This window comes from Streptomyces sp. CC228A, assembly GCF_021390935.1.
Classification (GTDB): Bacteria; Actinomycetota; Actinomycetes; order Streptomycetales; family Streptomycetaceae; genus Streptomyces.
Genome location: NZ_JAJPUI010000006.1, coordinates 411,753 through 435,043, shown reverse-complemented (window position 1 = coordinate 435,043; position 23,291 = coordinate 411,753). Strand labels below are relative to the sequence as shown.

Below are 23,291 nucleotides of genomic sequence, written 5' to 3'. Positions count from 1 at the left end.
GCCGGGGCACGGCGGACTTGTGAAGGGCCCTTCACAACCGCATAGATGAACGATAAACCATTGGGCCGAGTTCAAGCCAGCCGACCCGGGGGTACCCCGGTGCGATGAGCCTCACAAAGCCGCTCGCCGTGGTCACGGGCGCATCCAGCGGGATCGGCCTGGAGTTCGCGCGGCGCTTCGCGGAACACGGGTGGGACCTGGTGGTGTGCGCCGAGAACCGGGCGCTCTCGCGGGCCGCCGACGACCTGCGCCGCCGCGGTGCCGACGTCCGCCAGGTGCGGGCCGACCTCGCGACCTACGACGGCGTCGAGCAACTCGTCCAGGCGGTGGCCGCGACCCGCCGGCCGGTCGCGGCCGCCGTACTGAACGCCGGGACCAGCGTCGGCGGCGCCTTCCTCGACGTGGACCTGGCCGATACCGCGCGGGTCGTCGACCTCAACGTGTCCTCCACCCTGCACCTGGCCCGCCGCCTGCTGCCCGGCATGGTGGACGCCGGGGCGGGGCGGCTGCTGGTCGTCTCCTCGGTGGCGGCCGAGGTCCCCGGGCCGTACCAGGCGGTCTACCACGCCTCGAAGGCGTTCCTGCTGTCGTTCGCCGAGGCGCTGCGCGACGAGCTGCGCGGCACCGGGGTCACCGTCACCGTGCTGCTGCCGGGCGCCACCGACACCGACTTCTTCCGGCGCGCGGGCCTGGAGAACACACGGCTCGGGCGGCAGCCGGGCAAGGACAGCCCCGCCCTCGTGGCCGCGCAGGGCCTGCGGGCCATGGCCCGGGGGCGCGGGCGCGTACGGGCGGGCTCCCGCCGCAGCAGGGCCGAGGGCCTGGCCGCCCGGCTGCTGCCGCACGCGGTGACCCTGCGCGCGGCGCGCGCCCTGGCCCGCCCCCTCGAACCGCGCCCCGGTGAGCGCCCCGCAGCGGGGTACCCGCCGCGGCGGGAAGCAGCCGAGCAGCCACCCGGAAGGAGGTGAGCCGTGATGGCCGAGAGGCGTTCACCGCAGGACGACGACCGGCAGCGTGAGCGGCGCCGGGCCGACGAGGAGCTGGCGCGGATCCGCGGGCAGGCAGCCGTGGAGTCCGGCGACGACGACTACTGGCCCGTACGCCAGACCACGCCCTCCCAGGCGGAAGGCGAACCGGCGGAGGGAATCCCGGACCCGGAGGACCAGACCAGCAGCACATGAGCACCGGCCGTGCCCCGCCGGGCCCCGCAGCAGTACGGGGCCCGGGCGGGGCACGGCCCTGGCCGGCGGATCGGAGCCGGCCGTACGGGACGGAGGGCCGGCGCCTGCGGAACGGAGGCGGACCGGCGGCGGCCACGGGGCGACCTGCATCCCGGAAAGCCGGACAGCGAGCAGGTGGCTCATGCGCGACCGTGCCGCGTACGCCCTCCTGCGGATCGCACCGTATACGCATAAGGTGATCGATTACGGACAGTCCGCATCACCACGGGAGGCGTCGCCGCATGAGTCCTCCGCCCGCCGCGTACGCCGTGGTCGTCCCCACCGTGGGGCGCCCGTGCCTCGCCGACTGCCTGGCCTCCCTCGCCGCGAGCGAGGGTCCCGAGCCGGCCCGGATCGTCGTCGTCGACGACCGTCCCGGCCCGCCGGCCGCCCCACTGCCGCTGGAGGCCCTCGGCGGCCTCAAGGACCGGGCCGCCGTGCTGCGCAGCGGCGGGCGGGGGCCGCCGCCGCCCGCAACACCGGACTGCGTGCCGTCGGCGAGCCGTGGACGGTCTTCCTGGACGACGACGTACGGGTCTCCCCCACCTGGCGGACGGACCTCGCGCGGGACCTCGACGGGGCGTCCCCCGACACGGGCGGCATCCAGGGGGTGCTGCGCGTCCCGCAGCCCGCCGACCGCCGGCCGACGGACTGGGAGCGCAGCACGGCGGGGCTGGAGCGGGCCCTGTGGGTGACCGCCGACATGGCGTACAGGACGGACGCGCTGCGGGCCGCGGGCGGCTTCGACGAACGCTTCCCCCGCGCCTTCCGGGAGGACGCGGACCTGGCGCTGCGGGTGCTGGACGCCGGGTGGCTGGTCCGGCGGGGGCAGCGGCGCACCGACCACCCCGTGCGGCCCGCCGACCGGTGGGTGTCGCTGCGGATGCAGCGGGGCAACGCCGACGACGCGTTGATGGCGCGGCTGCACGGGCCCGACTGGTGGGAGCGGGCCGCCGCACCCCGGGGCCGCATCCGGCGCCACGCGGCGGTCACGGCCGCGGGCGGCCTCGCGCTGCTCCTGGCGGCGGTCGGCAGGCGCAGGGCGGCGGGCGTCGCGGCGGCCGGCTGGGCGCTGGGCACCGCGGAGTTCGCCTGGGCCCGGATCGCCCCGGGTCCGCGCACCCGGGACGAGGTGCTGACGATGGCGGCGACCAGCACGCTGATCCCCGTCCTGGCCGTCTGGCACCGGGTCTCCGGCGAGGTGCGGTACCGCTCGGCGGGCTGCTGGAACGGCGGCGCCGAGGGGGACGGGGGTGACCGGGCATGACCGCTCCCGCGCCGGGCCGCCGCCTCCCGTCCCCCTCGTCCGCCGCCGGGGCGGACGAGGCCGCCGCGGCTCCCCCGGTGTCCCGGCCGCCGTCCCGTGCCGCGGCCCCGGCGCCCCCGGACGCGGCGTCGCGCCGCCCGGCCGCCGGCGCCCGCTGCCGCGCCCCTCGGTGTCCGCGCCGGACGCCTCGGACCACCCGCGGGCGGTCCTCTTCGACCGGGACGACACCCTCATCGTCGACGTCCCGTACAACGGCGATCCGCGGCGCGTGCGGCTCATGCCGGGCGCGCGGGAGGCCGTGCGGCTGCTGCGGGCGCGCCGCATACCGGTCGGGGTCGTGTCGAACCAGTCGGGCATCGGGCGGGGCCTGCTGACGGAGGCCGCCGTCCTGGAGGTGAACGCCCGGGTGGACGCCCTGCTCGGCACGCCGCTCGACGTGTGGCTGCACTGCCCGCACCTGCCGGAGGACGGCTGCGGCTGCCGCAAGCCCGCCCCCGGGCTGATCCTGGAGGCCGCGTGGCGGCTGGGGGTGGACCCGGAGCGGTGCGCCGTCATCGGCGACATCGGCACGGACATGGACGCGGCCCGCGCAGCGGGCGCCCGCGGGGTCCTCGTGCCGACGACGCGCACCCTGCCCGCCGAGGTGGCGGCCGCGCCCGACGTGTGCCGCGACCTGCTCGGAGCCGTCCGGCACCTGCTGGGGCACCCGTCGACGGTGCGGAGGCCGCTGTGAGGGCGCTGGTGGTGCGGCAGGACAGCTTCGGGGACGTGCTGCTCGCCGGTCCCGCGGTACGGGCGGTCGCCCACCGGGCGGACCGGGTGACCCTGCTGTGCGGGCCGCTGGGGGCGCCGGCCGCGCGGATGCTGCCGGGCGTGGACGAGGTCCTGGTCTGGGAGGCGCCGTGGGCGGGGTTCAGCCCGCCGCCCGTGGACCGCGCGGACGTCGAGCGGACGGTGGACCGGCTGGCGGCGGCCCGGATCGACGCGGCCCTGGTCCTCACCTCGTTCCACCAGAGCCCGCTGCCGGCCGCGCTGCTGCTGCGGCTGGCGGGCGTGCCGTACATCGCCGCGGACAGCGTCGACGCGCCCGGCTCCCTCCTGGACCTGCGCCACCGGCGGGCCCCGCACGCGCACGAGGCGGAGGCCGCGGCGGACCTGGCGGCGGCGGCGGGCTTCCCGCCGCCCCCGGCGACGACGGGCGGCTGCGGGTGCGCCACGAGCCGGACGGCGCCCGCGGGCTGACGGGCCCGGGGCCGTACGTGGTGGTGCACCCCGGCGCGAGCGTTCCGGCGCGCTGCTGGAGCCCGGAGCGGTGCGCCCAGGCGGTGCGGCTGCTGGCGGAGGCCGGGCACCGGGTCGTCGTGACGGGCGGGCCGGCCGAGCGGGACCTCACCGCGTTCGTGGCGGGCGCCCACGGCCTGGACCTGGGCGGGCGGACGTCGCCGCCGGAGCTGGCGTCGGTGCTGGCCGCCGCGGACGCCGCCGTGGCGCCGAACACGGGGCCCGCGCACCTGGCCGCGGCGGTGGGCACACCCGTGGTGTCGCTGTTCTCCCCGGTGGTCCCCGCCGAGCGGTGGGCGCCCTACGGGGTGCCGCACGTGCTCCTCGGCGACCAGGGCGCCGCCTGCGCCGGGACCCGTGCGCGCACCTGCCCCGTGCCCGGGCACCCGTGCCTGGACGAGGTGACGGCGGAGGACATCGCCGCGGCCGTCGGGAAGCTGCTGGAGGACTCCGGCGCACCGGCGGCCCGGGCGGGCGGCCCCCAGGACTCCGGCGCACCGGCGGCCCGGGCGGGCGGCCCTCCGGTCCCCGCCGCCGGAGCGGACGCTCCGCGCGCCGGCGGCCGCGGACGCGGGGCGGACGCCGGAGGGGACGGGGATGAGCCGGGGGATGAGCCGGGCGGCGGACGGCACGGGGCCGCGCATGCTGGTGCTGCGCGCCCTCGGGCTCGGGGACCTGCTCACCGGGGTGCCCGCGCTGCGGGCGCTGCGCCGCGCCTTCCCGCTCCACGAGGCCGTGCTGGCCGCCCCCGCGCCGCTGGAGCCCGCCGCGGCCGCCAGCGGTGCCGTGGACCGGCTGCTGCCCGCCGCCGCCCTGGGCAGGGCCGTGCCGACGCGGCTCGACTGGACGGGGCCGCCGCCCGACGTGGCGGTGGACCTGCACGGCCGCGGCCCGTCCAGCCATCTGCTGCTGGAGCGGCTGCGGCCGGGGCGGCTGCTGGTGTTCGCCCACCCCGGGACACCGCACCTCCACGGGCCGCGCTGGACCGCCGAGGAGCACGAGCGGGACCGCTGGTGCCGGCTGCTGGAGTGGTACGGCATCCCCGCCGACCCCGGCGACCTGCGGCTGCCAGCGCCCGCGGCGCCCTCCCCGCGCCCGGTGCCGTCGTCCTTCACCCGGGGGCCGACTCGGGGGCGCGGCGCTGGCCGCCGGAGCGGTACGCGGCGGTGGCCGGGGAGCTGCGCCGGCGCGGCCGGCGGGTCGTGGTGACCGGCGGTCCGGGTGAGGACGCCCTGGTGGCGCGGGTCGCCGGGGCCGCCGGTCTGGGCCCCGGTGACGTGCTGGCGGGCGGTCTGCCGTACGGGCGGCTGGCCGCGCTGTGCGCCGGAGCCGCCGCCGTGGTCAGCGGCGACACCGGCATCGCGCACCTGGCGGTGGCGTACGGGGCCCCGACGGTGACGCTGTTCGGGCCCGTGCCGCCGCGGCTGTGGGGGCCTCCGCCGGATCCGCGGCACGTGGCGCTGTGGCATCCGCGCCGTACGGGGGACCCGCCGGGGGACCCGCATGCCCGGGCGCCGGACGCGGCGCTGCTCCGCATCCGGCCGGACGACGTGCTGGCCGCCCTGCACCCGCTGCTGGAGGTCTCCCCCCGATGACGTCCCCGTCCCGCACCACCGTCGTGGTGATCACCCGCGACCGCCGCGACCAGCTGCTGCACACCCTCGACCGGTTGGCGGCGCTGCCAGGGCGGCCGCCCGTGATCGTCGTCGACAACGGTTCCACGGACGGCACCCCGGACGCCGTGGCCCGCCGCCACCCGGACGTGACGCTGCTGCTGCCCGGGCGGAACCTCGGAGCCGTCGGCCGCACCCTGGGCGCGCGGCGGGCCGCGACACCGTACGTGGCGTTCAGCGACGACGACTCGTGGTGGGAGCCCGGCGCCCTCGGCCGGGCCGAGCGGCTGCTCGACGCCCATCCGCGGCTGGGCCTGCTCGCGGCGCGCGTCCGGCAGGGCGACGGCGGGCCGGACGACCCGCTCGGCGCGGAGCTGGCCGCGTCCCCGCTGGGGCGGGCCGAGGACCTGCCGGGCCCGCAGGTGCTCGGATTCCTGGCGTGCGCGGCGGTGGCGCGCCGCACGGCGTTCCTGGAAGCGGGCGGCTACCACCCGGTCGTCTTCTTCGCCGGGAAGGAGACGCTCCTGGCCTACGACCTGGCGGCCCGCGGCTGGGGGTGTGCCACTGCCCGGAGGTGGTGGCCGTGCACCGGCCTGAGGGCGGCGTGCGGGAGGGCCGCCGGGCACTGATGCGGCACAACGCCGTGCTGACCACGTGGCTGCGGCGCTCCCCGCGGTGGCGCTGCGGCGCACCGGCGCCCTCGCCGCGGACGCGCTCGTACGGCGGGACGGCGGCGGGCGGGACGCCCGCCTGGCCCTGCGCGGTGTGGCCGCCCGGCTCCCGGCGGCGCTGCGCGCGCGCCGCCCGCTGCCGCCCTCGGTGGAGGAGGCGGCCCGACGCGTGGACCGGGCCGGGCGGCCCGGTCGCGGTGCGCCGCCCGGCGGCGCCGCACGGTCCGCGGCGGAGCGGGAGGCGTCGGTGCCGTGACCTGCCACGACCCCCGTACGACCGTCGTCGTGATCACCCGCAACCGCCGGGACGGGCTGCTGCGGACCCTGCGCGCGCCGGCGGCCCTGCCGGAGCGCCCGCCGGTCGTCGTCGTGGACAGCGCCTCCACCGACGGCGCCGCGGACGCCGTCGCCCGCCACCGCCCGGAGGTCGCGCTGCTGCGGCCCGGCCGGAACCCGGGCGCCGTGGGCCGCGACCCCGCCGTGCGGCGCGCCGGTGCGGGCGTGCGGGGAGGCGCCGGCGGGGCTGCCGCGGGTGCTGCGGGAGCGCCGGGTCGTCCCTCCGGAGGTCGAGGCGCGGTCGAAGGCGCTGTCCCGGGTGCAGCGCTTGTCGAAGGCGCGGCGGTACGTGGGCTGAGGAGGGTGCCGGTACGCGGCTGAGCGGGGGGTGTGCGGCGGCTGGGCCGTTCGGGTGAGGCGCGGCCCCTGCCCGGTACGCCCGGTTCGCCGGGACTATTTCGGGTACCCGGCGGCACATGATCACTGTTGGGGTCGAGGAAGAGTTCTTCCTGGTCGACCCGGTCACCTGCCTCCCCGTGCCGCTCGCCGAAGAGGTGCGCACCGCGGCCGGGCTGGAGCCGATCGTGGACGCCGCGGAGGTCCAGTCGGAGCTCCTGCAGTCCCAGATCGAGGTGGCCACCCCGATCTGCACCGGGCTCGACGAGGTCGGCGGCCACCTGCTGCGGCTGCGGCACGCCCTGGGGACCGCCGCGGAGAAGAACGGCTGCCGGATCGTCGCGGCGGGCACGGCCCCCTTCCGCGAGGCGGCGCCGGTGCCGGTCACGGAGAGCGCCCGCTATCTGGCGATGCGCTCGCAGGCCCCGCAGCTGGTCGAGGAGCAGCTCGTCAACGGCATGCACATCCACGTCGGGGTGCCCGACCGGGCCACCGGCGTCGGGGTCCTCAACCGGATCCGCCCCTGGCTGCCGGTGCTGGTGGCGATGTCGGCCAACTCGCCCCTGTGGGACGGGCGCGACACCGGGTTCGCGAGCTGGCGCACGGTGATCTTCGGCCGGTGGCCGGCGGCCGGGCCGCCGCCGCACTTCGCGGACCTGGACGACCACGACACCCGGATACGGGTCCTGCTGGAGTCGGGGGCGATCTCCGACACGGGTCAGCTGTACTGGCAGGCCCGGCTCTCCGACCGCTACCCGACGGTCGAGGTGCGCTGCATGGACGTGCAGCTGCGGGCCGACACCGCGGTGATGTTCACGGGCATCGTGCGGGCACTGGTCGCCACGGCGCTGCGCGAGGAGGCCGCGGGCGCGCCGCCGCCCGTGTGCCCGCCGGAGCGGCTGCAGGCGGCGAACTGGTACGCGGCCCGGCACGGGCTCAGCGATCTGCTGATGGACCCCGACGGGCGCTGCCGGCGCGCCGGCGACGTGCTGTGCCTGCTGCTGGACGCGGTGACGCCCGCCCTGGAGGAGACCGGCGACACCCGCGAGGTGAGCTCGCTGGTGCACCGGCTGCTCCAGCAGGGAACCCCCGCCGACCAGCAGCGCAGGGTGCTCGCTGAAGGCGGTCCGGCGGCGCTGACCGACCTGCTGATCACCGAGACGGTGGCGCCGTGAGCGGCGGGAGCGGGGTGGTCCCCGGGCAGTGGCCGCCGCTCCGTACCTCACCCGTACGGAGCAGACCGCCGCGCCACCGGACCTCTTCCGCCCAGCCTGGTCACAGGCGCCGCGTCCCGGGGCGGACCGGTGCCGAGGCCGGCTCCCGGTCGGCTTCCTGCCGGTGCGGGCGACCGCCCGCCGGGCGGGGCGGCCCCCGGAGCCGTACGGGAGGCCCCGCGCGGGCGCCTGCCCGGCGCACCCGCCCGCCGGGCGGCGGAGCGACCGGACCGGCGCCGCGCCCGCGGGACCGGCGGAGCCGCCGAGGCCCGCGGATCGCCGACTCTCCCGCCGGACCGCACGCCGCCCCCGGACCGCCCGGCCCACCGGAGGCGTCGGCCACCGCACCGGGACGGCGCCCCCGGCGCCCTACCGCACCCGAACCCCGACGACACGCGGGAGACCCCGGCCGCAGCCGAGGTCCCGCAACCACCCGCAGACCCGCACGACACCCGAGACCCGCACGACACCGGGCCGACGGCCCGGCGGACAGAGGAGGCCCCCGGATGAGGCCCGAGTTCCCGCGCACCTGGCAGCACGCCGTGGTCACAGGCGGCGCCGGCTTCGTCGGCTCCCACCTGTGCACCGCGCTGCTGGACGCCGGTACGGAGGTCACCTGCGTGGACGACTTCAGCACCGGCCGCCGGGCCAACGTGGCCGCCCTGCTCGACCGGCCCGGTTTCCGGCTGCTGCAGGCCGACGTCGCCGAACCCTTCGCCGTGGACCGGCCGCCCGACCTGGTGCTGCACTTCGCCTCGCCGGCCTCGCCCGCCGACTACCTGCGGCTGCCGATCCACACCCTGGAGACCGGCAGCCTCGGCACCCGGCACGCCCTGGAGCTGGCGCACCACGCCGGGGCGCGGTTCGTGCTGGCGTCCACCTCCGAGGTGTACGGCGACCCGCAGCAGCATCCGCAGAGCGAGCGCTACTGGGGCAACGTGAACCCGGTCGGACCGCGCAGCGTGTACGACGAGGCCAAGCGGTACGCCGAGGCGCTGGTGACCGCGCAGGCCGGCACGTACGGCACGGACGTCGGCATCGTGCGGCTGTTCAACACGTACGGCCCCCGGATGCGCGGCCACGACGGGCGGGCGGTGCCGACGTTCATCCGGCAGGCGCTGGCGGGTGAGCCGCTGACGGTGACCGGGGACGGGCGCCAGACCCGCTCCCTGTGCTACGTCGACGACACCGTGCGCGGGGTGCTGGCGGCCGCGGCCCACGGCATGCGCGGGCCGGTGAACATCGGCAACCCGGACGAGATCACCATGCTGGACCTGGCCCGCCTCGTCATCGCCCTGACCGGGTCCGACTCGGACGTCCGCTACATCGAGCGGCCGGTGGACGATCCGGCGGTGCGCTGCCCGGACATCACCCTGGCCCGGGACAAGCTCCAGTGGGAGCCGCGCGTCGACGCCGAGGAGGGGCTGCGGCGGACCATCGACTGGTTCCGCGCCCACTCCGCCGGCCCCGACCCGTCGCCCGGCGCCACGACGGCGGCCCCCCGCCCCTGACACCGCCGTCCGGACCCGCCGCCGGACCCTCCGGTGCCGGTCGCGCCCGTGCCCGTCCCGCCGCACCCCGGCAGGCCGCGGCACGCCGGCCGCCCTCCCCGTACGCGCCCTTCCCTCCCGACTCGCCGAAAGGCGGACGAGCCCATGCGCATCCTCGGTATCAACGCTCTCTTCCACGACCCGGCAGCCGCGCTGGTCATCGACGGGCGGGTGGTGGCCGCCGCGGAGGAGGAGCGGTTCTCCCGACGCAAGCACGGCAAGCGGCCGGTGCCGTTCTCCGCCTGGGAACTGCCGGAGCAGGCCGCCTCGTGGTGCCTGCACCGGGCGGGGCTGCGTCCCCAGGACCTGGACGCGGTGGCGTACTCCTTCGACCCCGGCCTCGCCAGGCCCGCCGCCGACATGGGCCTGGACGACCCGTGGGACCACCTGCGCCTCACCTACGCGCGCGAGGCACCCGGCTTCCTGAAGACGGCGCTGCCCGGCCTCGACCCGGCCGCCGTGCGGTTCGTGCCGCACCACATGGCGCATGCCGCGTCCAGCGCGTTCGCGGCCGACGGCGAGGGCGTCGACAGGGCGTCCGTGCTGGTCCTGGACGGGCGCGGCGAGCGGGCCTCGCACCTGGCCGCCCGCCGCGTGCACCACCGGCTGGAGCCGCTGGCAGCGCAGGACCTGCCGCACTCCCTGGGCCTGGTCTACGAGGAGTTGACGGCCCATCTGGGCTTCCTGCGGTCCTCCGACGAGTTCAAGGTGATGGCCCTCGCCTCGTACGGGCGGCCGCGGATGCGGGACGAGCTGCGGCGGTACGTGTACCCGACGGGCGACGGCGGTTTCCACGCCTCCGGGGTGCCCTGGCACGAGCTGTGCCCGCCCAGGGGGGCGGAGGAGGCGTGGACGCAGGACCACGCGGACCTCGCGGCCAGCGCCCAGGCGGTGCTGGAGGAGACCCTGCTCGACCTGGTGCGCTGGCTGCACGGCCAGACGCACGACTCGGTGCTGACCCTGGCCGGGGGCGTGGCGCTCAACTGCGTCGCGAACGCGCGGATCGCCCGCGAGGGCCCCTTCTCCCGCGTGTGGGTGCAGCCCGCCGCCGGTGACGCCGGCACGGCGCTCGGCGGGGCGCTGCTGCTCGCGGCGGGCGGCGGGGACGACGTGGCGCCGATGGGCGGCGCCGACCTGGGCCGCGAGTGGTCGGACGCGGAGCTGGGCGCCTGGCTGAAGACGGCCGCCGTGCCGTTCGAGCGGCCCCCGGACATCGCGGTGACCGTGGCGGAGGCCCTGGCGGACAACGCGATCGTGGCGTGGTTCCAGGGGCGCTCCGAGTACGGGCCGAGGGCCCTCGGGCACCGCTCGCTGCTCGCCCACCCGGGGCACGCGGGGAACCTGGAGCGGCTCAACGACGTGAAGGGCCGCGAGCAGTTCCGGCCGGTGGCGCCGATGGTGCTGGAGGAGCGGGCGGCGGAGGTCTTCTCGGGCCGGCTGCCCAGCCCGTACATGCTGTTCGTGCACGAGGTGGCGCCGCAGTGGCGGGAGCGCATCCCCGCCGTCGTGCACGTCGACGGCACGGCGCGCGTGCAGACCGTGGACCGGATCGCCGAGCCGCTGGTGGCCCGCATGCTGGACGGGTTCGAGCGGCTGACCGGGCTGCCGGTGGTGGTGAACACGAGCCTCAACACGGCGGGCAGGCCCATGGTGGACGACCCGCGGGACGCGCTGGAGTGCTTCGGCTCCACACCGGTGGACCTGCTGGCGATCGGGCCGTACGCGGTGCGGCGCGGCGCGTTCTTCGCGACGGACGCACAGGACTCCCAGTCCGTGCGCGGGCAGTGAGGGAGGCGGCCGTGAACATCCTGCTGTGGCACGTGCACGGCTCGTGGACGACGGCGTTCGTCCAGGGCCCGCACACCTACCTGGTCCCGGTGCTGCCGGGCCGCGGCCCGGACGGGCGGGGCCGGGCGGCGACCTTCACCTGGCCCGACACCGTGCGGGAGGTGACCCCCGACCGGCTCCGGGAGGAACACGTCGACCTCGTCCTGCTCCAGCGCCCCGAGGAGTTCGAGCTGGCCGAGCGGTGGCTGGGCGGGCGGCGGCCGGGGCGGGACGTGCCCGCGGTGTACCTGGAGCACAACGCCCCGGACGGGAGCGTGCCGGACACCCGGCATCCGTGCGCCGAGCGGCCCGAGGTGACGCTGGTCCACGTCACGCACTTCAACCGGCTGTTCTGGGACTGCGGCCGCGCCCGCACGGTGGTGGTCGAGCACGGCGTCGTCGACCCGGGCCACCAGTACACGGGCCGGCTGCCCCGGGCCGCCGTCGTCGTGAACGAGCCGGTGAGGCGGGGCCGCCACACCGGTACGGACCTTATGCCGGCGCTGGCCGGGGCCGCGCCCCTCGACGTGTTCGGCATGCGCACCGAGGGGCTGGCCGCCCACCTGGGGCTGCCGGAGGAGCGGTGCAGGACCGCCGACCTGCCGCAGCGCGCCCTGCACGCGGCGATGGCGGAGCGGCGGCTGTACCTGCACCCGGTGCGCTGGACGTCGCTCGGGCTGTCCCTGCTGGAGGCGATGCACCTGGGCATGCCGGTGGTGGCGCTGGCGACGACGGAGGCCGTGGAGGCGGTGCCGCCGGGCGCCGGGACGCTGTCGACGCGGCCGGACGTGCTGGCGGCGGCGGCCCGCCGCTACCTGGCGGAGCCGGAGGCGGCCGCCGAGGACGGTGCCCGCGCCCGCCAGGCGGCTCTCGAACGGTACGGGCTCAAGCGCTTCCTCGACGACTGGGAGCGCGTGATCACGGAGGTGCGCTCATGACCCGCGACGGCTCCCGCGGCCCCCGGCTGGGGCCCGGTTCCGAGGGGCCGTCCGGCCCCCTGTCGGTGGTCCTCGTCTCGGAGCACGCGAGTCCGCTCGCGGCGCTCGGCGGGGTGGACGCGGGCGGGCAGAACGTCCACGTGGCGCGGCTGGCCGGGGCGCTCGCCGACCGCGGCCACGAGGTGGCGGTGTTCACCCGCAGGGACGCGCGGCGGCTGCCCGACCGGGTCGAGGTGCGGCCCGGCGTGGTCGTGCACCATGTGCCCGCCGGGCCGCCCGAGGCCGTCCCGAAGGACGAACTGCTGCCGTACATGGGGGCGTTCGGCCGCCATGTCGACGAGGTGCTGCAGGACCGGCCGCCCGACTTGCTGCACTCGCACTTCTGGATGTCCGGCGTCGCGTCGCTGCTGACCGCCCGGACGCTGAAGGTGCCGCTGCTGCACACGTACCACGCGCTCGGCACGGTGAAGCGGCGGCACCAGAAGGCCGCCGACACCAGCCCGCCGGAACGCGTCGGCGCGGAGCGGCAGGTCGGGCTGGGCTGCCACCGGATCATCGCCACCTGCGAGGACGAGGTGCGCGAACTGCTGCGGATGCACATCCCCCGGGAGCGGGTGAGCGTCGTCCCGTGCGGGGTGGACCCGGAGCAGTTCTGCCCCGTCGGGCCGGTCGCCGAGCGCGGCGCGGCCCCGCACCGGCTGCTGCAGCTGGGGCGGCTGGTGCCGCGGAAGGGCGCCGCGGTGTCGGTCACGGCGCTGACCCGGCTGCCCGGCGCGGAGCTGCTGATCGTGGGCGGCCCTCCGCCGGAGCTGCTCGACGCGGACCCCGAGGTGCGGCGGCTGCGGGAGGTGGCGCGGCTCGCCGGGGTCGCGGACCGGGTGCGCTTCACCGGCGCGGTGGCCCGCGACGCGGTGGCGCCGCTGCTGCGCAGCGCGGACGTGGTGCTGTGCCCGGCGGACTACGAGCCGTTCGGGATCGTGCCGCTGGAGGCCATGGCGTGCGGGCGGCCCGTGGTGGCCACCGCCGTCGGCGGCCAGTTGGACACGGTCGCCGACCCGCAGTGCGGGCGGCTGGTGCCGCCCCGCGACCCGGAGGCGCTGGCGCGGGCCGTCGCCGAGTTCCTCGCCGATCCGGCGCTGCGCGCCTCGTGCGGGGCCGCGGGCCGCCGCCGGGTGCTGAGCCGGTACGACTGGGCGCGCGTCGCCGCGGCGACCGAGGCCGTGTACGCGGAGGTGCGCACCGCCCGCGCCGCCCGGGCGGCCGTCTCCGGGGCGGCCTGAGCGCCCCGCTCCCCGGTGTCTCCCCGTCCCCCGTGAACCGAGAAGGAGGTGCGGGACCGCCGCCGCTCCCGAGCGCGCGGCACGCCCGGACGCCATGGACGACTTCCCTCGCACCGCACACGACCCCGCCGGCCGCGACGCACGGGGCCCCTCGCGCCGTGACGTGCGGGACCCGGACCTCCGCCACGACGCGCGGGACTCCCTGGACGGCGGGGCCCGCGGGGCCCCGCCGCGGCCGCGCACACCGCCGTCCGCGAGGCCGCCCGGCAGCACTGCCGGGACCTGCAGGAGGCGGTCGGCCGGCTGCACCGCGACCATGCCGAGCGGCTCGCGCGGTGGGGGACGCGCCTCGCGGCCGTGCTGCCGGGCGGCGGCGGCTGCTGGCCGCGGGCAACGGCGGCAGCGCCGCGCAGGCCCAGCACCTGACGGCCGAACTCGTCGGGCGCTACCGGCAGGAGCGCCCCGCGTACTCGGCGGTGTCCCTGCACGCCGAGACGTCCAGCGTGACCGCGATCGGCAACGACTACGGCTTCGAGCAGGTCTACGCCCGGCAGGTGGCCGCGCACGGCCGGCCCGGGGACGTGCTGCTGCTGCTGTCCACGTCGGGCCGCAGCGCCAATCTGATCGCGGCGGCCGCGACGGCGCGCTCGGCGGGGGTGCGGGTGTGGGCGCTGACCGGCCCGGCGCCGAACCCGCTGGCGGACGCGGCGCACGAGGCGCTGTGCGTGGACGCGGGCAGCACGGCCACGGTGCAGGAGGTGCATCTGGTGGCGGTGCACCTGCTGTGCGAGTGCTTCGACGCGGCGGTGGAGGCGGCGGCGCCGGAAGCGGCGGCGACGCGGTTCGCGTCGGGCCTGTGGAGGGTGTCGTGAGCGGGGCCGGGCGGGGACCGCTGGTCGTCGTCGGGGACGCCCTCCTCGACGAGGACGTCGAGGGGGTGTCGACCCGGCTGGCGCCGGACGCCCCGGCACCGGTCGTGGACGTCACCGGCGACCACCGCAGACCGGGCGGTGCGGGTCTGGCCGCGGTGCTCGCGGCGCGCAGCGGGCGCGAGGTGGTGCTCGTCGCGGCGCTGGGCGACGACCCGGCGAGCGAGGCCGTGCGGCACGGGCTGGCCGGGCGGGCCCACCTGGTGGAGCTGCCGCTGCGGGGCACCCTGCCGGTCAAGACCCGGGTGCTCGCGTCGGGCCGCCCCGTCGTCCGCGTCGACCGGGGCGGCGGCGCTCCGGGCGGCCCGGCGCCGCCGTGCGGGACGCCCTCGCGGGGGCGCACACCGTGCTGGTCGCCGACTACGGGCGGGGCACCGCCGCGGCCGTACGGGACGAACTGGCGGCCGCCGCCCGGCGGGTGCCGCTGGTGTGGGACCCCCATCCGCGCGGGGACGCGCCGGTGCGGGGCGCCCGGATCGTGACGCCGAACGCAGCCGAGACGCGGGCGCTGAGGCCCGACGAGGGCGACGAGTCCCTGCGGGCCTACGCGCAGCGCGGCACGGACCTGGCGGAGCGCTGGCGGGCGGCCGTGGTGGCGGTGACCCTCGGCGACCGGGGGCGCTGCTGACCCGGCCGGGTGTCGCCATGCCCATGCTGGTGCCCGCCCCGTACCGCGCCCAGGGCGACCCCTGCGGGGCCGGCGACTGCCTGGCGGCGGCGACGGCCGCGGCGCTGGCCGGCGGGGCGCTGCCGGAGGAGGCGGTGCAGCGGGGCGTGGCGGAGGCGGCGGCGTTCGTCGCGGCGGGCGGCGCGGGCAACCGGGCGCTGTGGGACAGCCCGATGGCGCCGGCCCGTGAGGAGCCGCCGGTCGCGGACCCGTTCACGCTGGCCGAGCGGGTGCGGGCCCGGGGCGGCACGGTGGTGGCGACGGGCGGCTGCTTCGACCTGCTGCACGCGGGCCACGTCGGGCTGCTGGAGAGCGCCCGCCGGATCGGCGACTGCCTGATCGTGTGCGTGAACTCGGACGCCTCGGTGACGCGCCTGAAGGGCCCGGGGCGGCCCCTCAACCCGCTGGCGGACCGGGTGCGGGTGCTGGCGGGGCTGGGCAGCGTCGACGCGGTGGCCGTCTTCGACGGCGACACACCGGTGGAGCTCCTGGCGCGGCTGCGGCCGGATGTGTGGGTCAAGGGCGGCGACTACGCGGTCGAGGACCTGCCGGAGGCGCGTGAGCTGCGCAGTTGGGGCGGCCAGGCGGTGGTCCTGCCGTACCTGGACGGCAGGTCCACGACCCTGCTCGCCCACCGGGCGGCCCGCTCGACGGCCCGCGGCCGCCGCCCGTAGCGCCGGGCGGGCGCAGACGCGCCGCCCGCTGCGGGGTCCCACCGACGCCACCGACCCCGCCACCCGGCGGGCGGCGGAACGGCGGGCACCCGCCCGCATGGTGGACGGCCGCCGCCGGGCCGGCCTCCGTGGAGCCCCGGGGCGCCGGATGCCCCTCCGGGCGCGCGCGGACACTCCGCTACCGGGCTCCACGAACGCCCCCGAGCCAGACCGGCCGGACCGGCAGCGGACACCCGCTGCGGCGCGCGGCCGCCGCCGAGCCGGCCTCCCGCGGGCTCCGGCCGAGGCGGCGTGCCGCCCGGCGGAAGGCGGCCGCCGCACGTAGCGCCGGCGGGCGCAGGGGGACCTCCTGCCGAGGCGCCGCGGGGCCTGCCACCCCGCCAGGCCGGAGACGGGCACCGCCGCGGGCTACGGCAGCTGCCTGGCCGGCCTTCCGCGGGGCCCAGGTGGAGGCGGCGGCCATGGGACGCCCGGCGGGGCGGACGGCGTACCGGTGCCCGCGCCCAGGGCGCGGTGGCCGTGGGTCAGGCCGCCGTGCCGAGCGCCGGCACCGGCTGCGGCTCGGTACGGAGCGAGACGGGGCGTACCGTCCTGCCGTGCAGCACGTGCCCGGCGAGGACCACCGCGGCGATGGCCAGGCCGCCCGCCACGAGGGCGCCCCGGGCGCCGGCCAGCTCCATGAGCAGGCCGAGCGCGGGCGGCCCGGCGAGGCTCCACACCGTGCGGATGCTGCCCCACACGCCGAGGACCCGGCCGCGCAGGTGCGCCGGAGGATCGGTCTGGAGCACCGTCGTGCCCGCCGTGTCCGAGACCGACTCCGCGACCGCCATCGGCAGGACGAGCACCAGGAGGACGGCCAGGGAGGGCGACAGGCCGGCCGCCGCCTGGAGCAGGCCCCCCGCCGCCGCGAGCACGCCGACCAGGCGCACGGACGGTCTGCGCAGCCGTGCGCCCAGCACGGCGCCTGCGATGCCGCCCACCGCCAGGACGGTCGACACCGTGCCGAACGCTCCGGCGCCGCCCGCCAGCGGACCGGTGACGAGCACGGCGAGGGTGAGCCCGTAGTTGCGGCCGAAGACGGAGCTGACGCCGCTGATCACGGCGAGGCCCACGAGGCGGGGGCGCCGGGCGAAGAAGCGGAGGCCCTCGCGGACCGTCATGCCGTCACCGAAGGTGTCAGGGGCGTCGGGGGCGTCAGGGGCGTCGGAGGACGGGGCGGGGCCGGACGGCGCGCGGGTGCGGGACACCGCGCCGGCGACGGGCCGCAGGAACGGGATGACCGCAGCGACGAAGAGGAACGACACGCCGTTCGCGGCGTACGCGGCCGCCGTGCCGAGGAAGCCGACCGCGATGCCCGCCAGCGCGGCGCCGACGAGGCGGCCCGCGCTGTGGACGAGGGAGCCGACGCCGATGGCCGACGGCACGTCCTCCGGCCGGACCAGGTCGTTGCCGAGCAGTGCGCACGCCGGGCCGTCGACGGTGGCGATGAGCCCGGTGACGGCGGCGAGCGCCATCAGCACGCCCAGGCTGAGCTGGTCGAACGCCACGAGGAACGCCGTGGTGAAGGCGACCGCGCCGAGGAGCGCCTGGCTGACGGCGGCGGTCAGCTTGCGCGGGAAGCGGTCGACGGCCGCGCCGCCCACGAGGCCCATCAGCAGGCCGGGGGCGGCCTGCACCGACAGCGAGAGGCCGGTCGCGGCGGCGGACCCGGTGATCTGCAGGACCAGCAGGTTCTGCACGGTCAGCTGCATCCACGTGCCGGCGTTGGAGACGAAGTTGGCGAAGGACCACCAGCGCATGCTGCGGTACTTCAGCGAACGCCACGGGGAACGGTCGGGGGCAGGGGTGTCTGTCACGGCGAGGTGCTCGCTGAAGGGCTCGGAAGGGGCGCGGCGGGCCTGCGGCACCGGCTGCTCTGCCCGGCCGCCCCACCGGACTCGGTCGGCGCCGCGTATGGGCTGCCGCGGCGGGCCCATGGTGGCAGAGCGGGCCGTGTCCCCGACGTGGCCCACGTCTCGCCGAGCGGTGTGCGGGGCCCGTGGCGGGCGCAACAGCCCTGTCCCGTAAGGGATCCAGGGCTCCCGGTGTGCTTGCTCACAGTGACCGCTCGGGGTGCCTGAGGGTGTCGCCCGGGTCACAGTGGAGCCCTACGGCACCTACGGAAGGCGGCATGGCATGGGCGGCAGGGACTACGTCGACCTGACAGGCAGGCAGGCTCTGGTGACCGGGGGCGCGCGGGGCCTCGGCGCGGCGATCACCCGGCGGCTGGCCGGGGCCGGCGCCTCGGTGCTCGTCGCGGACGTCCGCAAGGAACCGGCGCGGGAGCTGTGCGACGAGCTGAACGGGGCGGGGGGCGACACCCGGTTCGTGGAGCTGGACGTGCGGGACGCGGACGCGGTCGCGGGCGTGTTCCGGGAGCTGGAGCAGGGCGGCGGCGCGGTCGACGTGCTCGTCAACAACGCGGCCGTCGACGTGTCCAAGCCGATCGAGCACCTGACGGCCGACGAGGTGACGCGGGTGGTGGCGACGAACCTGCTGGGGCCGATGTACCTGTGCCTGGAGGCGTACCGGCGGATGGTGGCCCGGGGCGGCGGCCACATCGTGAACATCCTGTCCACGGCGGCGAACCGCACGTGGACGGAGGCGGGCCCCTACTCGGCGGGCAAGTCCGGGCTGCGGGCCTTCACGCACACGCTGTTCAAGGAGGCGCAGCGGGACTGCCCGGGGATCGGGGTGACGGGCATCGTGGCGGGCGGCATGGAGACGCCGTTCATCATGGACCGCTTCCCGGACGCGGACACGTCGCTGCTGCAGAGCCCGGACGTCGTCGCGGACGCGGTCCTGTACGTCCTGTCGGTGCCGGAGGGCAGCGTGGCCGGCGAGCTCGTGGTCGTGCCGCGCCGGGAGCCGTCCTGGCCCTGACCCGTCAGGCGGCGCCGCCCGGCCGGTCGGCCCGCAGCATGCGGAGCACCGCGCGTTCGGCGGGGCCGACGGTGGCGGGCAGCCCGTGCGGTGCGGCGGCCCCGAGGTGCGGCAGGGCGGCGGCGACGGTGACGCCTTCCTCGTACAGTTCGATCACCCGGGGGTTGATGTACGAGTTGCGGCACACGGCTGGGGTGTTGCCGAGGTAGTCGGCGACCTCGCGCACGGCGCGGGCGACGGCGCGGCGGCGGGCGGCCTCCTCGGGGGCGACCGACCGGGACACGGCGAGGCCGACCGCGGCGAGGACGGTGGCGTGCCAGGTCCTGAAGTCCTTGGCGGTGACGTCGAGGCCGGCGAGATCGCGCAGGTAGTCGTTGACGTCGGCGCCGGTCAGGTCGTGCCAGCTGCGGCCGTTGCGGTAGGCGAGCAGGCGCTCGCCGCCGCTGCGGCGGCGCCTCAGCGCGGCGAGGGCGCGGCGGGTGGCGGGGTCCGCGACGGCGTGGACGCGCTGCCGGCCGTGCTTGGCGGGGTAGCTGATCACGATCTCGTCGGCGTGGCAGCCGGCGTGCTCGCGCAGCAGCGTGGTGAGGCCGTACGTCTGGTGCAGGTCCGCGTAGCGCTCGCTGCCGATGCGGAAGAATCCCAGGTCGAGGAGGCGCACGGCGGTCGCGAGGACCCGTGCGCGGGTGAGACCGCCGGTGCCGTCCCCGAGGCCGGCCTCGACGGCTTCGCGAACCTTGGGCAGGGCCTCGGCGACCTCCAGCACGCGGTCGTGCTTCGCCTCCTCCTGCTGGGCGCGGAACGCCGGGTGGTAGAGGTACTGGCGGCGCCCCGCTGCGTCGGTGCCGACGGCCTGGAGGTGGCCGTCGGGGCGGGTGCAGATCCACACGTCCCGCCACGCGGGCGGGATGACGAGGGCCTTGATGCGGGCGACCTCGGCCGGGTCGCGCAGGGGCCGCCCGGCCGGGTCCAGATAGCGGAAGCCGCGTCCGTGGCGGACGCGGGTGTGGCCGGGGTCGGTGGGGCGGACGTGGGTGAGACGCACGGGCTGCCTCTTCGCCGTACCTGCGGTGCCCGCGCTGTCACACGGGCTTGAGCGGGTCGTGGCCGATGTTCATCAGGCCGTGCCGCCAGTCGGTGCCGCCGGCCCGGGGTTCCATGTCGGGCGAGCGCTGGCTGCGCACGATGTCGACGACGCGGCGCATGACGGCCACGTCGTCGTCGCCGAGGTCGGTGCGCCGCTTGCCGAGGATCTCCAGGACGCGCCGTCCGATCGCGGACCCCGCCTGGTCGGGCAGCGCCTCGGTCTGCTCGCCTGCGGCCTCGGTGCTGAGCCACTCCTGGAGTTCGCGCGAGGTCATGTTGACGACGGTGTGGAACTCGTCCCACAGCTCCGGGGTGATCTGTGCGGACGCCTCTGCCATGGCTGCCTCCCGGGGTGAGAGCGGCGAACGGATGCGGTCACCCCACGGGTTGCCGGGGCGGCGGACGGCAAACCCGGCGGGGAAGCGGCGCGGTGCGACGCCGGCGGGGCTCCCGCGCCGACCGCACCCGGCCGGGCCGGACCGCTGGGGCGGGGCCGCGGAGGTGGACGGGGGACACCAGGTGGCAGGGGACGCGTAGGTGGCAGCGGCGGGCCTCCGGTCGCCAGGCCGGTCGGCCGCGCCGCGAAGCGCCCCCACCGGCCCGCCCCGCGGCGGGCCCCGTCGCCCACCGGCCTCGGCCGCCTCAGACGCCGTGGCCGTCCCCGGGTCCCGGGGCCCCTCCGTGCCGCCGGTGCGTGCCGCGAGGAGCAGCGCCACGTCGTCGGGGCGGTCGTGGGAGCGCAGGGCCTCCTCGACGACCCGGTCGGCGAGGCCGGGCAGGGCCGTGTCGGCGTGCGCGGCGGCGAGGACTCGGCGCAGCCGTTCGACGCCCAGGTCGATGTCGGTGCCCGGCTGCTCCACGAGGCCGTCGGTGAACAGGGCCAGGACGGCGCCGGGCGGCAGGTGCAGCTCCGCGACCGGGTAGGCGGCCTCGGCGTCCACGCCGAGCACCACGCCGCCGGGCAGGTCCACCACTTCGGCGCCGCCGTCGGGGCGGCGCAGCAGGGGCGGCAGGTGGCCGGCCCGGACCGCCTGGACGGCGCCGGTCCGGGGGTCGAGCACGCAGTAGCAGCAGCTGGCGAACTGGCCCGGGTCGAGGTCGATGAGCAGTCGGTTGGTGCCGCTCATGACCTCCTGCGGGTCGTGTCCGGCGAGGGCGAAGGCGCGCACGGCGCTGCGGAGCTGGCCCATCGTGGCGGCGGCGGAGACGCCGTGCCCCTGGACGTCGCCGATGACGAGGGCGACGCCGCGTGAGGTCTCGACGACGTCGTACCAGTCCCCGCCGACCTCCATGCCCTGGGTGCCGGGCAGGTAGCGCCCGACGGTGTCGACGTGGCGCAGCCGCGGCAGCCGGTGCGGGAGGAGGGCGTTCTGCAGGCCGCGGGCGAGGGCCGCCTCGGTGTCGAACGCGCGGGCCCGCCGGAGCGCCTGGGCGATGAGGCCGGCGAGGGCGGTGAGGACGGTGCGTTCCTCGGGGCTGAAGCCGCGCGGCCGGTCGAAGCCGAGGATGCAGGAGCCGACGGGTCGGCCGGAGGCGATGAGGGGCAGGAAGGCGCGGGCGCCGACGTGCGCGTCGAGGGGGATGCCCGGGTAGGCGGCGGCGAGGCGCTGCATGGACTCGAAGAAGATCGGCCGGCCGGAAGTGAGGCATTCGACGCCGGGCAGCCGGGCGTCCAGGCCGACGCCGTCGAAGCGGTCGAGGAAGCCCTGCGGGAAGCCGGTCTCCCAGGCCAGGTGCAGGTGGCGTTCGCTCAGCAGGTAGATGGCGAGCTGGCGGCCGCCGAAGGCGGGCAGCAGCTCCTCGGTGACGACCTCCGAGACCTGGCGGGCGGTGACGGCCTCGGTGAGGGCGATGGCCAGGGCGACGGGCCGGTAGAGCACGGCGGCGCGGTCGGCGGGCGAGCCGAGCCCCCCGCCGGGCGCGGCGACGGAGGCCGGGGCGTAGGTGGGTTCCTCGGCGGCGCTGAGGGTGACGGTGAGGCCGTCGTGGTCGGGGTGGAGGGAGACGGAAAGCCAGGTCGCGGAGTCCCGGTGGGCGAGGAAGTGCACGGGGTCGGAGGCGATGAGCGCGGCCCGGAACTGGTCCTCGTACGCGGGCCGGCCGGTCCACGGCAGGACGTCCCACAGGATCCGGCCGACGAGGGCGGGCCGGGCGACGCCGAGGAGGGTCTCGGCGCTGCGGCTCGCGTACGTGATGCGGCCGACGCGGTCGAGGGAGAGCACGCCGGTGGCGAGGCGGTCGGCGGCGGCCGCGACGATGGGGCCGGTGCCGGGGTCGACGAGGAGCCCGGTGAGGCGGGCGGGGTCGCCACCGGGGCGGCGGGCCAGTTCGAGGAGGTGCGGCCGGCCGTCGCGGCCGCCGAGCCACATGCGGCGCGCGGCGGGCCGGTCGGGGTCGGTGCGCTCGGTGATGCGGCGGGCCAGTGCCCACAGGCCGTACACGTCCTCGGCCGAGAGCAGTTCCTCCAGCTCTCCGATGGTGGCGGGCGGGTCGCCGGGCGGGCTGCCGAGGATGCGGGACGCCTCGGCGTCGGCGGTGACGGCGCCGGTGTCCGTCTGCCAGGTGAGCCGTCCGACGCGGACGGGCGGGGTGGCGCCCGCGGGCAGTTGGACGGGGGCGGGGGACCGTTCCCACGAGACCGGTGTGCCGGTGCGCTCCAGCTCGGCGAGGGCGGCGCCGAGGCGGTCCCCGGTGGAGCGCAGCCGCTGCCGGTCGGCGGGGTCGACGGGGCGGCCGGGGGTGGCGGTGCGCAGCACGACGAGGACGCCGTAGCGGTCGGTGCCGTGGGACACCGGGACGTACAGCGACCCGAACGGGAAGGGCAGGCCCGCCATGAGCTGCGGGAAGCGGCGCATGGCCTCCTCGGCGTCCGCGAGGTGGACGGGTTCGCCCGAGCGGAACGCCTCCGCGACGGGGAACGGCCGGTTGACGTGCATGCGCCACCAGGGGCGGAAGAGGCGCACGGGCAGGCCGGCGAGGACGGCGAGGCGGAGCAGGCCCTTCGTACGGGAGCGCAGGTAGACGCCCCCGGCGTAGCCGCCGACGGCCTCGACGGCGCCGACGACGGCGGGCGCGAGCGCCATGGCGAGGGCGTCGGTGACAAGTCCGTCCTCCGTCCCGCTCCCCTGGGCTGGCTCCTGGTGGTGGGGCGGGACGTGCCCGGGAGCGGCACCGAACCACGTCACACAGCAAGGATGCGCCCAGGTCGCCGGGCGGGGCCACCCGGCAGCCCCGCCGCCTCGCCTTTCGCCGGTCGGAGAACCGCGCCGGGGCCCGCCGCGGCCCGGACTCGGGGGCGGTACGCCTCGCCACGCGCCTCAGCGCCGGACCGACCGGCACGCTCCCCGGCGCCCGGAAACCCCGACCACCGGACAACGCGCCGCAGGCCCGCACCCGGCCGACCGACCCCGCCGCCGCACGCGGACAGGGCGGCCCCCGCGCCCACGCCACCCCGCAGTTCGGGCGCCACCGGCCCGTCTC

Annotated in this window: 11 protein-coding genes and 9 pseudogenes; 16 read left to right on the top strand and 4 right to left on the bottom strand. The window is 77.8% G+C overall.

Translation table 11 applies throughout. The features are described 5' to 3' along the window. The first annotated feature begins 104 nt into the window (after window positions 1-104). The 15 genes and pseudogenes from L6E17_RS19825 to rfaE2 all read left to right on the top strand — a co-directional run bounded on the left by L6E17_RS19825 (window position 105) and on the right by rfaE2 (window position 15,803). Window positions 105-968, top strand: a complete 864-nt coding sequence (locus L6E17_RS19825; protein ID WP_236242071.1) for an SDR family oxidoreductase — start codon at window positions 105-107, stop codon at window positions 966-968. 6 nt (window positions 969-974) lie between these two features. After that, window positions 975-1,181, top strand: a complete 207-nt coding sequence (locus tag L6E17_RS19820) for a hypothetical protein (RefSeq protein ID WP_236242070.1) — start codon at window positions 975-977, stop codon at window positions 1,179-1,181. A gap of 281 nt (window positions 1,182-1,462) precedes the next feature. Continuing rightward, window positions 1,463-2,487 (top strand): annotated as a pseudogene (locus L6E17_RS19815) (glycosyltransferase family 2 protein). A gap of 169 nt (window positions 2,488-2,656) precedes the next feature. Beyond that, window positions 2,657-3,220: an HAD family hydrolase gene (locus L6E17_RS19810; RefSeq protein WP_308315908.1), complete on the top strand. Its 564-nt coding sequence runs from the start codon at window positions 2,657-2,659 to the stop codon at window positions 3,218-3,220. Then, window positions 3,217-4,214 (top strand): annotated as a pseudogene (locus tag L6E17_RS19805) (glycosyltransferase family 9 protein); the annotation flags it as partial. The gene L6E17_RS19810 and the pseudogene L6E17_RS19805, both read left to right, overlap by 4 nt. Window positions 4,215-4,377: 163 nt before the next feature. Next, a pseudogene (locus tag L6E17_RS19800) lies at window positions 4,378-5,363 on the top strand (glycosyltransferase family 9 protein). Then, window positions 5,360-6,308: pseudogene (locus L6E17_RS19795) on the top strand (glycosyltransferase). Before L6E17_RS19800 ends, L6E17_RS19795 begins: the two co-directional pseudogenes overlap by 4 nt. Then, a pseudogene (locus L6E17_RS19790) lies at window positions 6,305-6,541 on the top strand (glycosyltransferase family 2 protein); the annotation flags it as partial. The pseudogenes L6E17_RS19795 and L6E17_RS19790, both read left to right, overlap by 4 nt. 263 nt (window positions 6,542-6,804) lie before the next feature. Continuing rightward, window positions 6,805-7,899, top strand: coding sequence for a glutamate--cysteine ligase (locus L6E17_RS19785; RefSeq protein WP_236242069.1), 1,095 nt, complete (start codon window positions 6,805-6,807; stop codon window positions 7,897-7,899). Between the two features lie 545 nt (window positions 7,900-8,444). Beyond that, window positions 8,445-9,449, top strand: a complete 1,005-nt coding sequence (locus L6E17_RS19780; protein ID WP_236242068.1) for an NAD-dependent epimerase/dehydratase family protein — start codon at window positions 8,445-8,447, stop codon at window positions 9,447-9,449. Between the two features lie 144 nt (window positions 9,450-9,593). Beyond that, window positions 9,594-11,276 carry a carbamoyltransferase C-terminal domain-containing protein gene (locus L6E17_RS19775; RefSeq protein WP_236242067.1) on the top strand — a complete coding sequence of 561 codons (1,683 nt, stop codon included), beginning with the start codon at window positions 9,594-9,596 and terminating at the stop codon, window positions 11,274-11,276. 11 nt (window positions 11,277-11,287) lie between these two features. After that, window positions 11,288-12,253 (top strand): glycosyltransferase, encoded by a 966-nt coding sequence (locus L6E17_RS19770; protein ID WP_236242066.1) that lies wholly within the window; start codon window positions 11,288-11,290, stop codon window positions 12,251-12,253. Beyond that, complete coding sequence (locus L6E17_RS19765; RefSeq protein WP_236242065.1) at window positions 12,250-13,533, top strand: glycosyltransferase; 1,284 nt, start codon at window positions 12,250-12,252, stop codon at window positions 13,531-13,533. Before L6E17_RS19770 ends, L6E17_RS19765 begins: the two co-directional genes overlap by 4 nt. Window positions 13,534-13,815: 282 nt before the next feature. Beyond that, window positions 13,816-14,405, top strand: a pseudogene (locus L6E17_RS19760) (SIS domain-containing protein). Further along, window positions 14,402-15,803, top strand: a pseudogene (gene rfaE2, locus L6E17_RS19755) (D-glycero-beta-D-manno-heptose 1-phosphate adenylyltransferase). The pseudogenes L6E17_RS19760 and rfaE2 overlap by 4 nt, the downstream one beginning before the upstream one ends. Window positions 15,804-16,327: 524 nt before the next feature. Here rfaE2 and L6E17_RS19750 read toward each other — a convergent pair. After that, window positions 16,328-17,602 (bottom strand): MFS transporter, encoded by a 1,275-nt coding sequence (locus L6E17_RS19750; protein WP_236242139.1) that lies wholly within the window; start codon window positions 17,600-17,602, stop codon window positions 16,328-16,330. Between the two features lie 376 nt (window positions 17,603-17,978). On the opposite strand from L6E17_RS19750, the gene L6E17_RS19745 reads away from it, so the two are divergent. Next, window positions 17,979-18,725 carry an SDR family oxidoreductase gene (locus L6E17_RS19745; RefSeq protein ID WP_236242064.1) on the top strand — a complete coding sequence of 249 codons (747 nt, stop codon included), beginning with the start codon at window positions 17,979-17,981 and terminating at the stop codon, window positions 18,723-18,725. A 4-nt stretch (window positions 18,726-18,729) separates the two neighbouring features. Here L6E17_RS19745 and L6E17_RS19740 read toward each other — a convergent pair whose 3' ends face one another. From L6E17_RS19740 to L6E17_RS19735, 3 genes and pseudogenes are all read right to left on the bottom strand, one after another. Then, window positions 18,730-19,770: a DNA topoisomerase IB gene (locus L6E17_RS19740; RefSeq protein ID WP_236242063.1), complete on the bottom strand. Its 1,041-nt coding sequence runs from the start codon at window positions 19,768-19,770 to the stop codon at window positions 18,730-18,732. A 37-nt stretch (window positions 19,771-19,807) separates the two neighbouring features. Further along, window positions 19,808-20,095 (bottom strand): annotated as a pseudogene (locus L6E17_RS30625) (DUF3140 domain-containing protein); the annotation flags it as partial. A gap of 384 nt (window positions 20,096-20,479) precedes the next feature. Then, window positions 20,480-22,996 (bottom strand): annotated as a pseudogene (locus tag L6E17_RS19735) (SpoIIE family protein phosphatase); the annotation flags it as partial. Window positions 22,997-23,291: the final 295 nt, after the last annotated feature.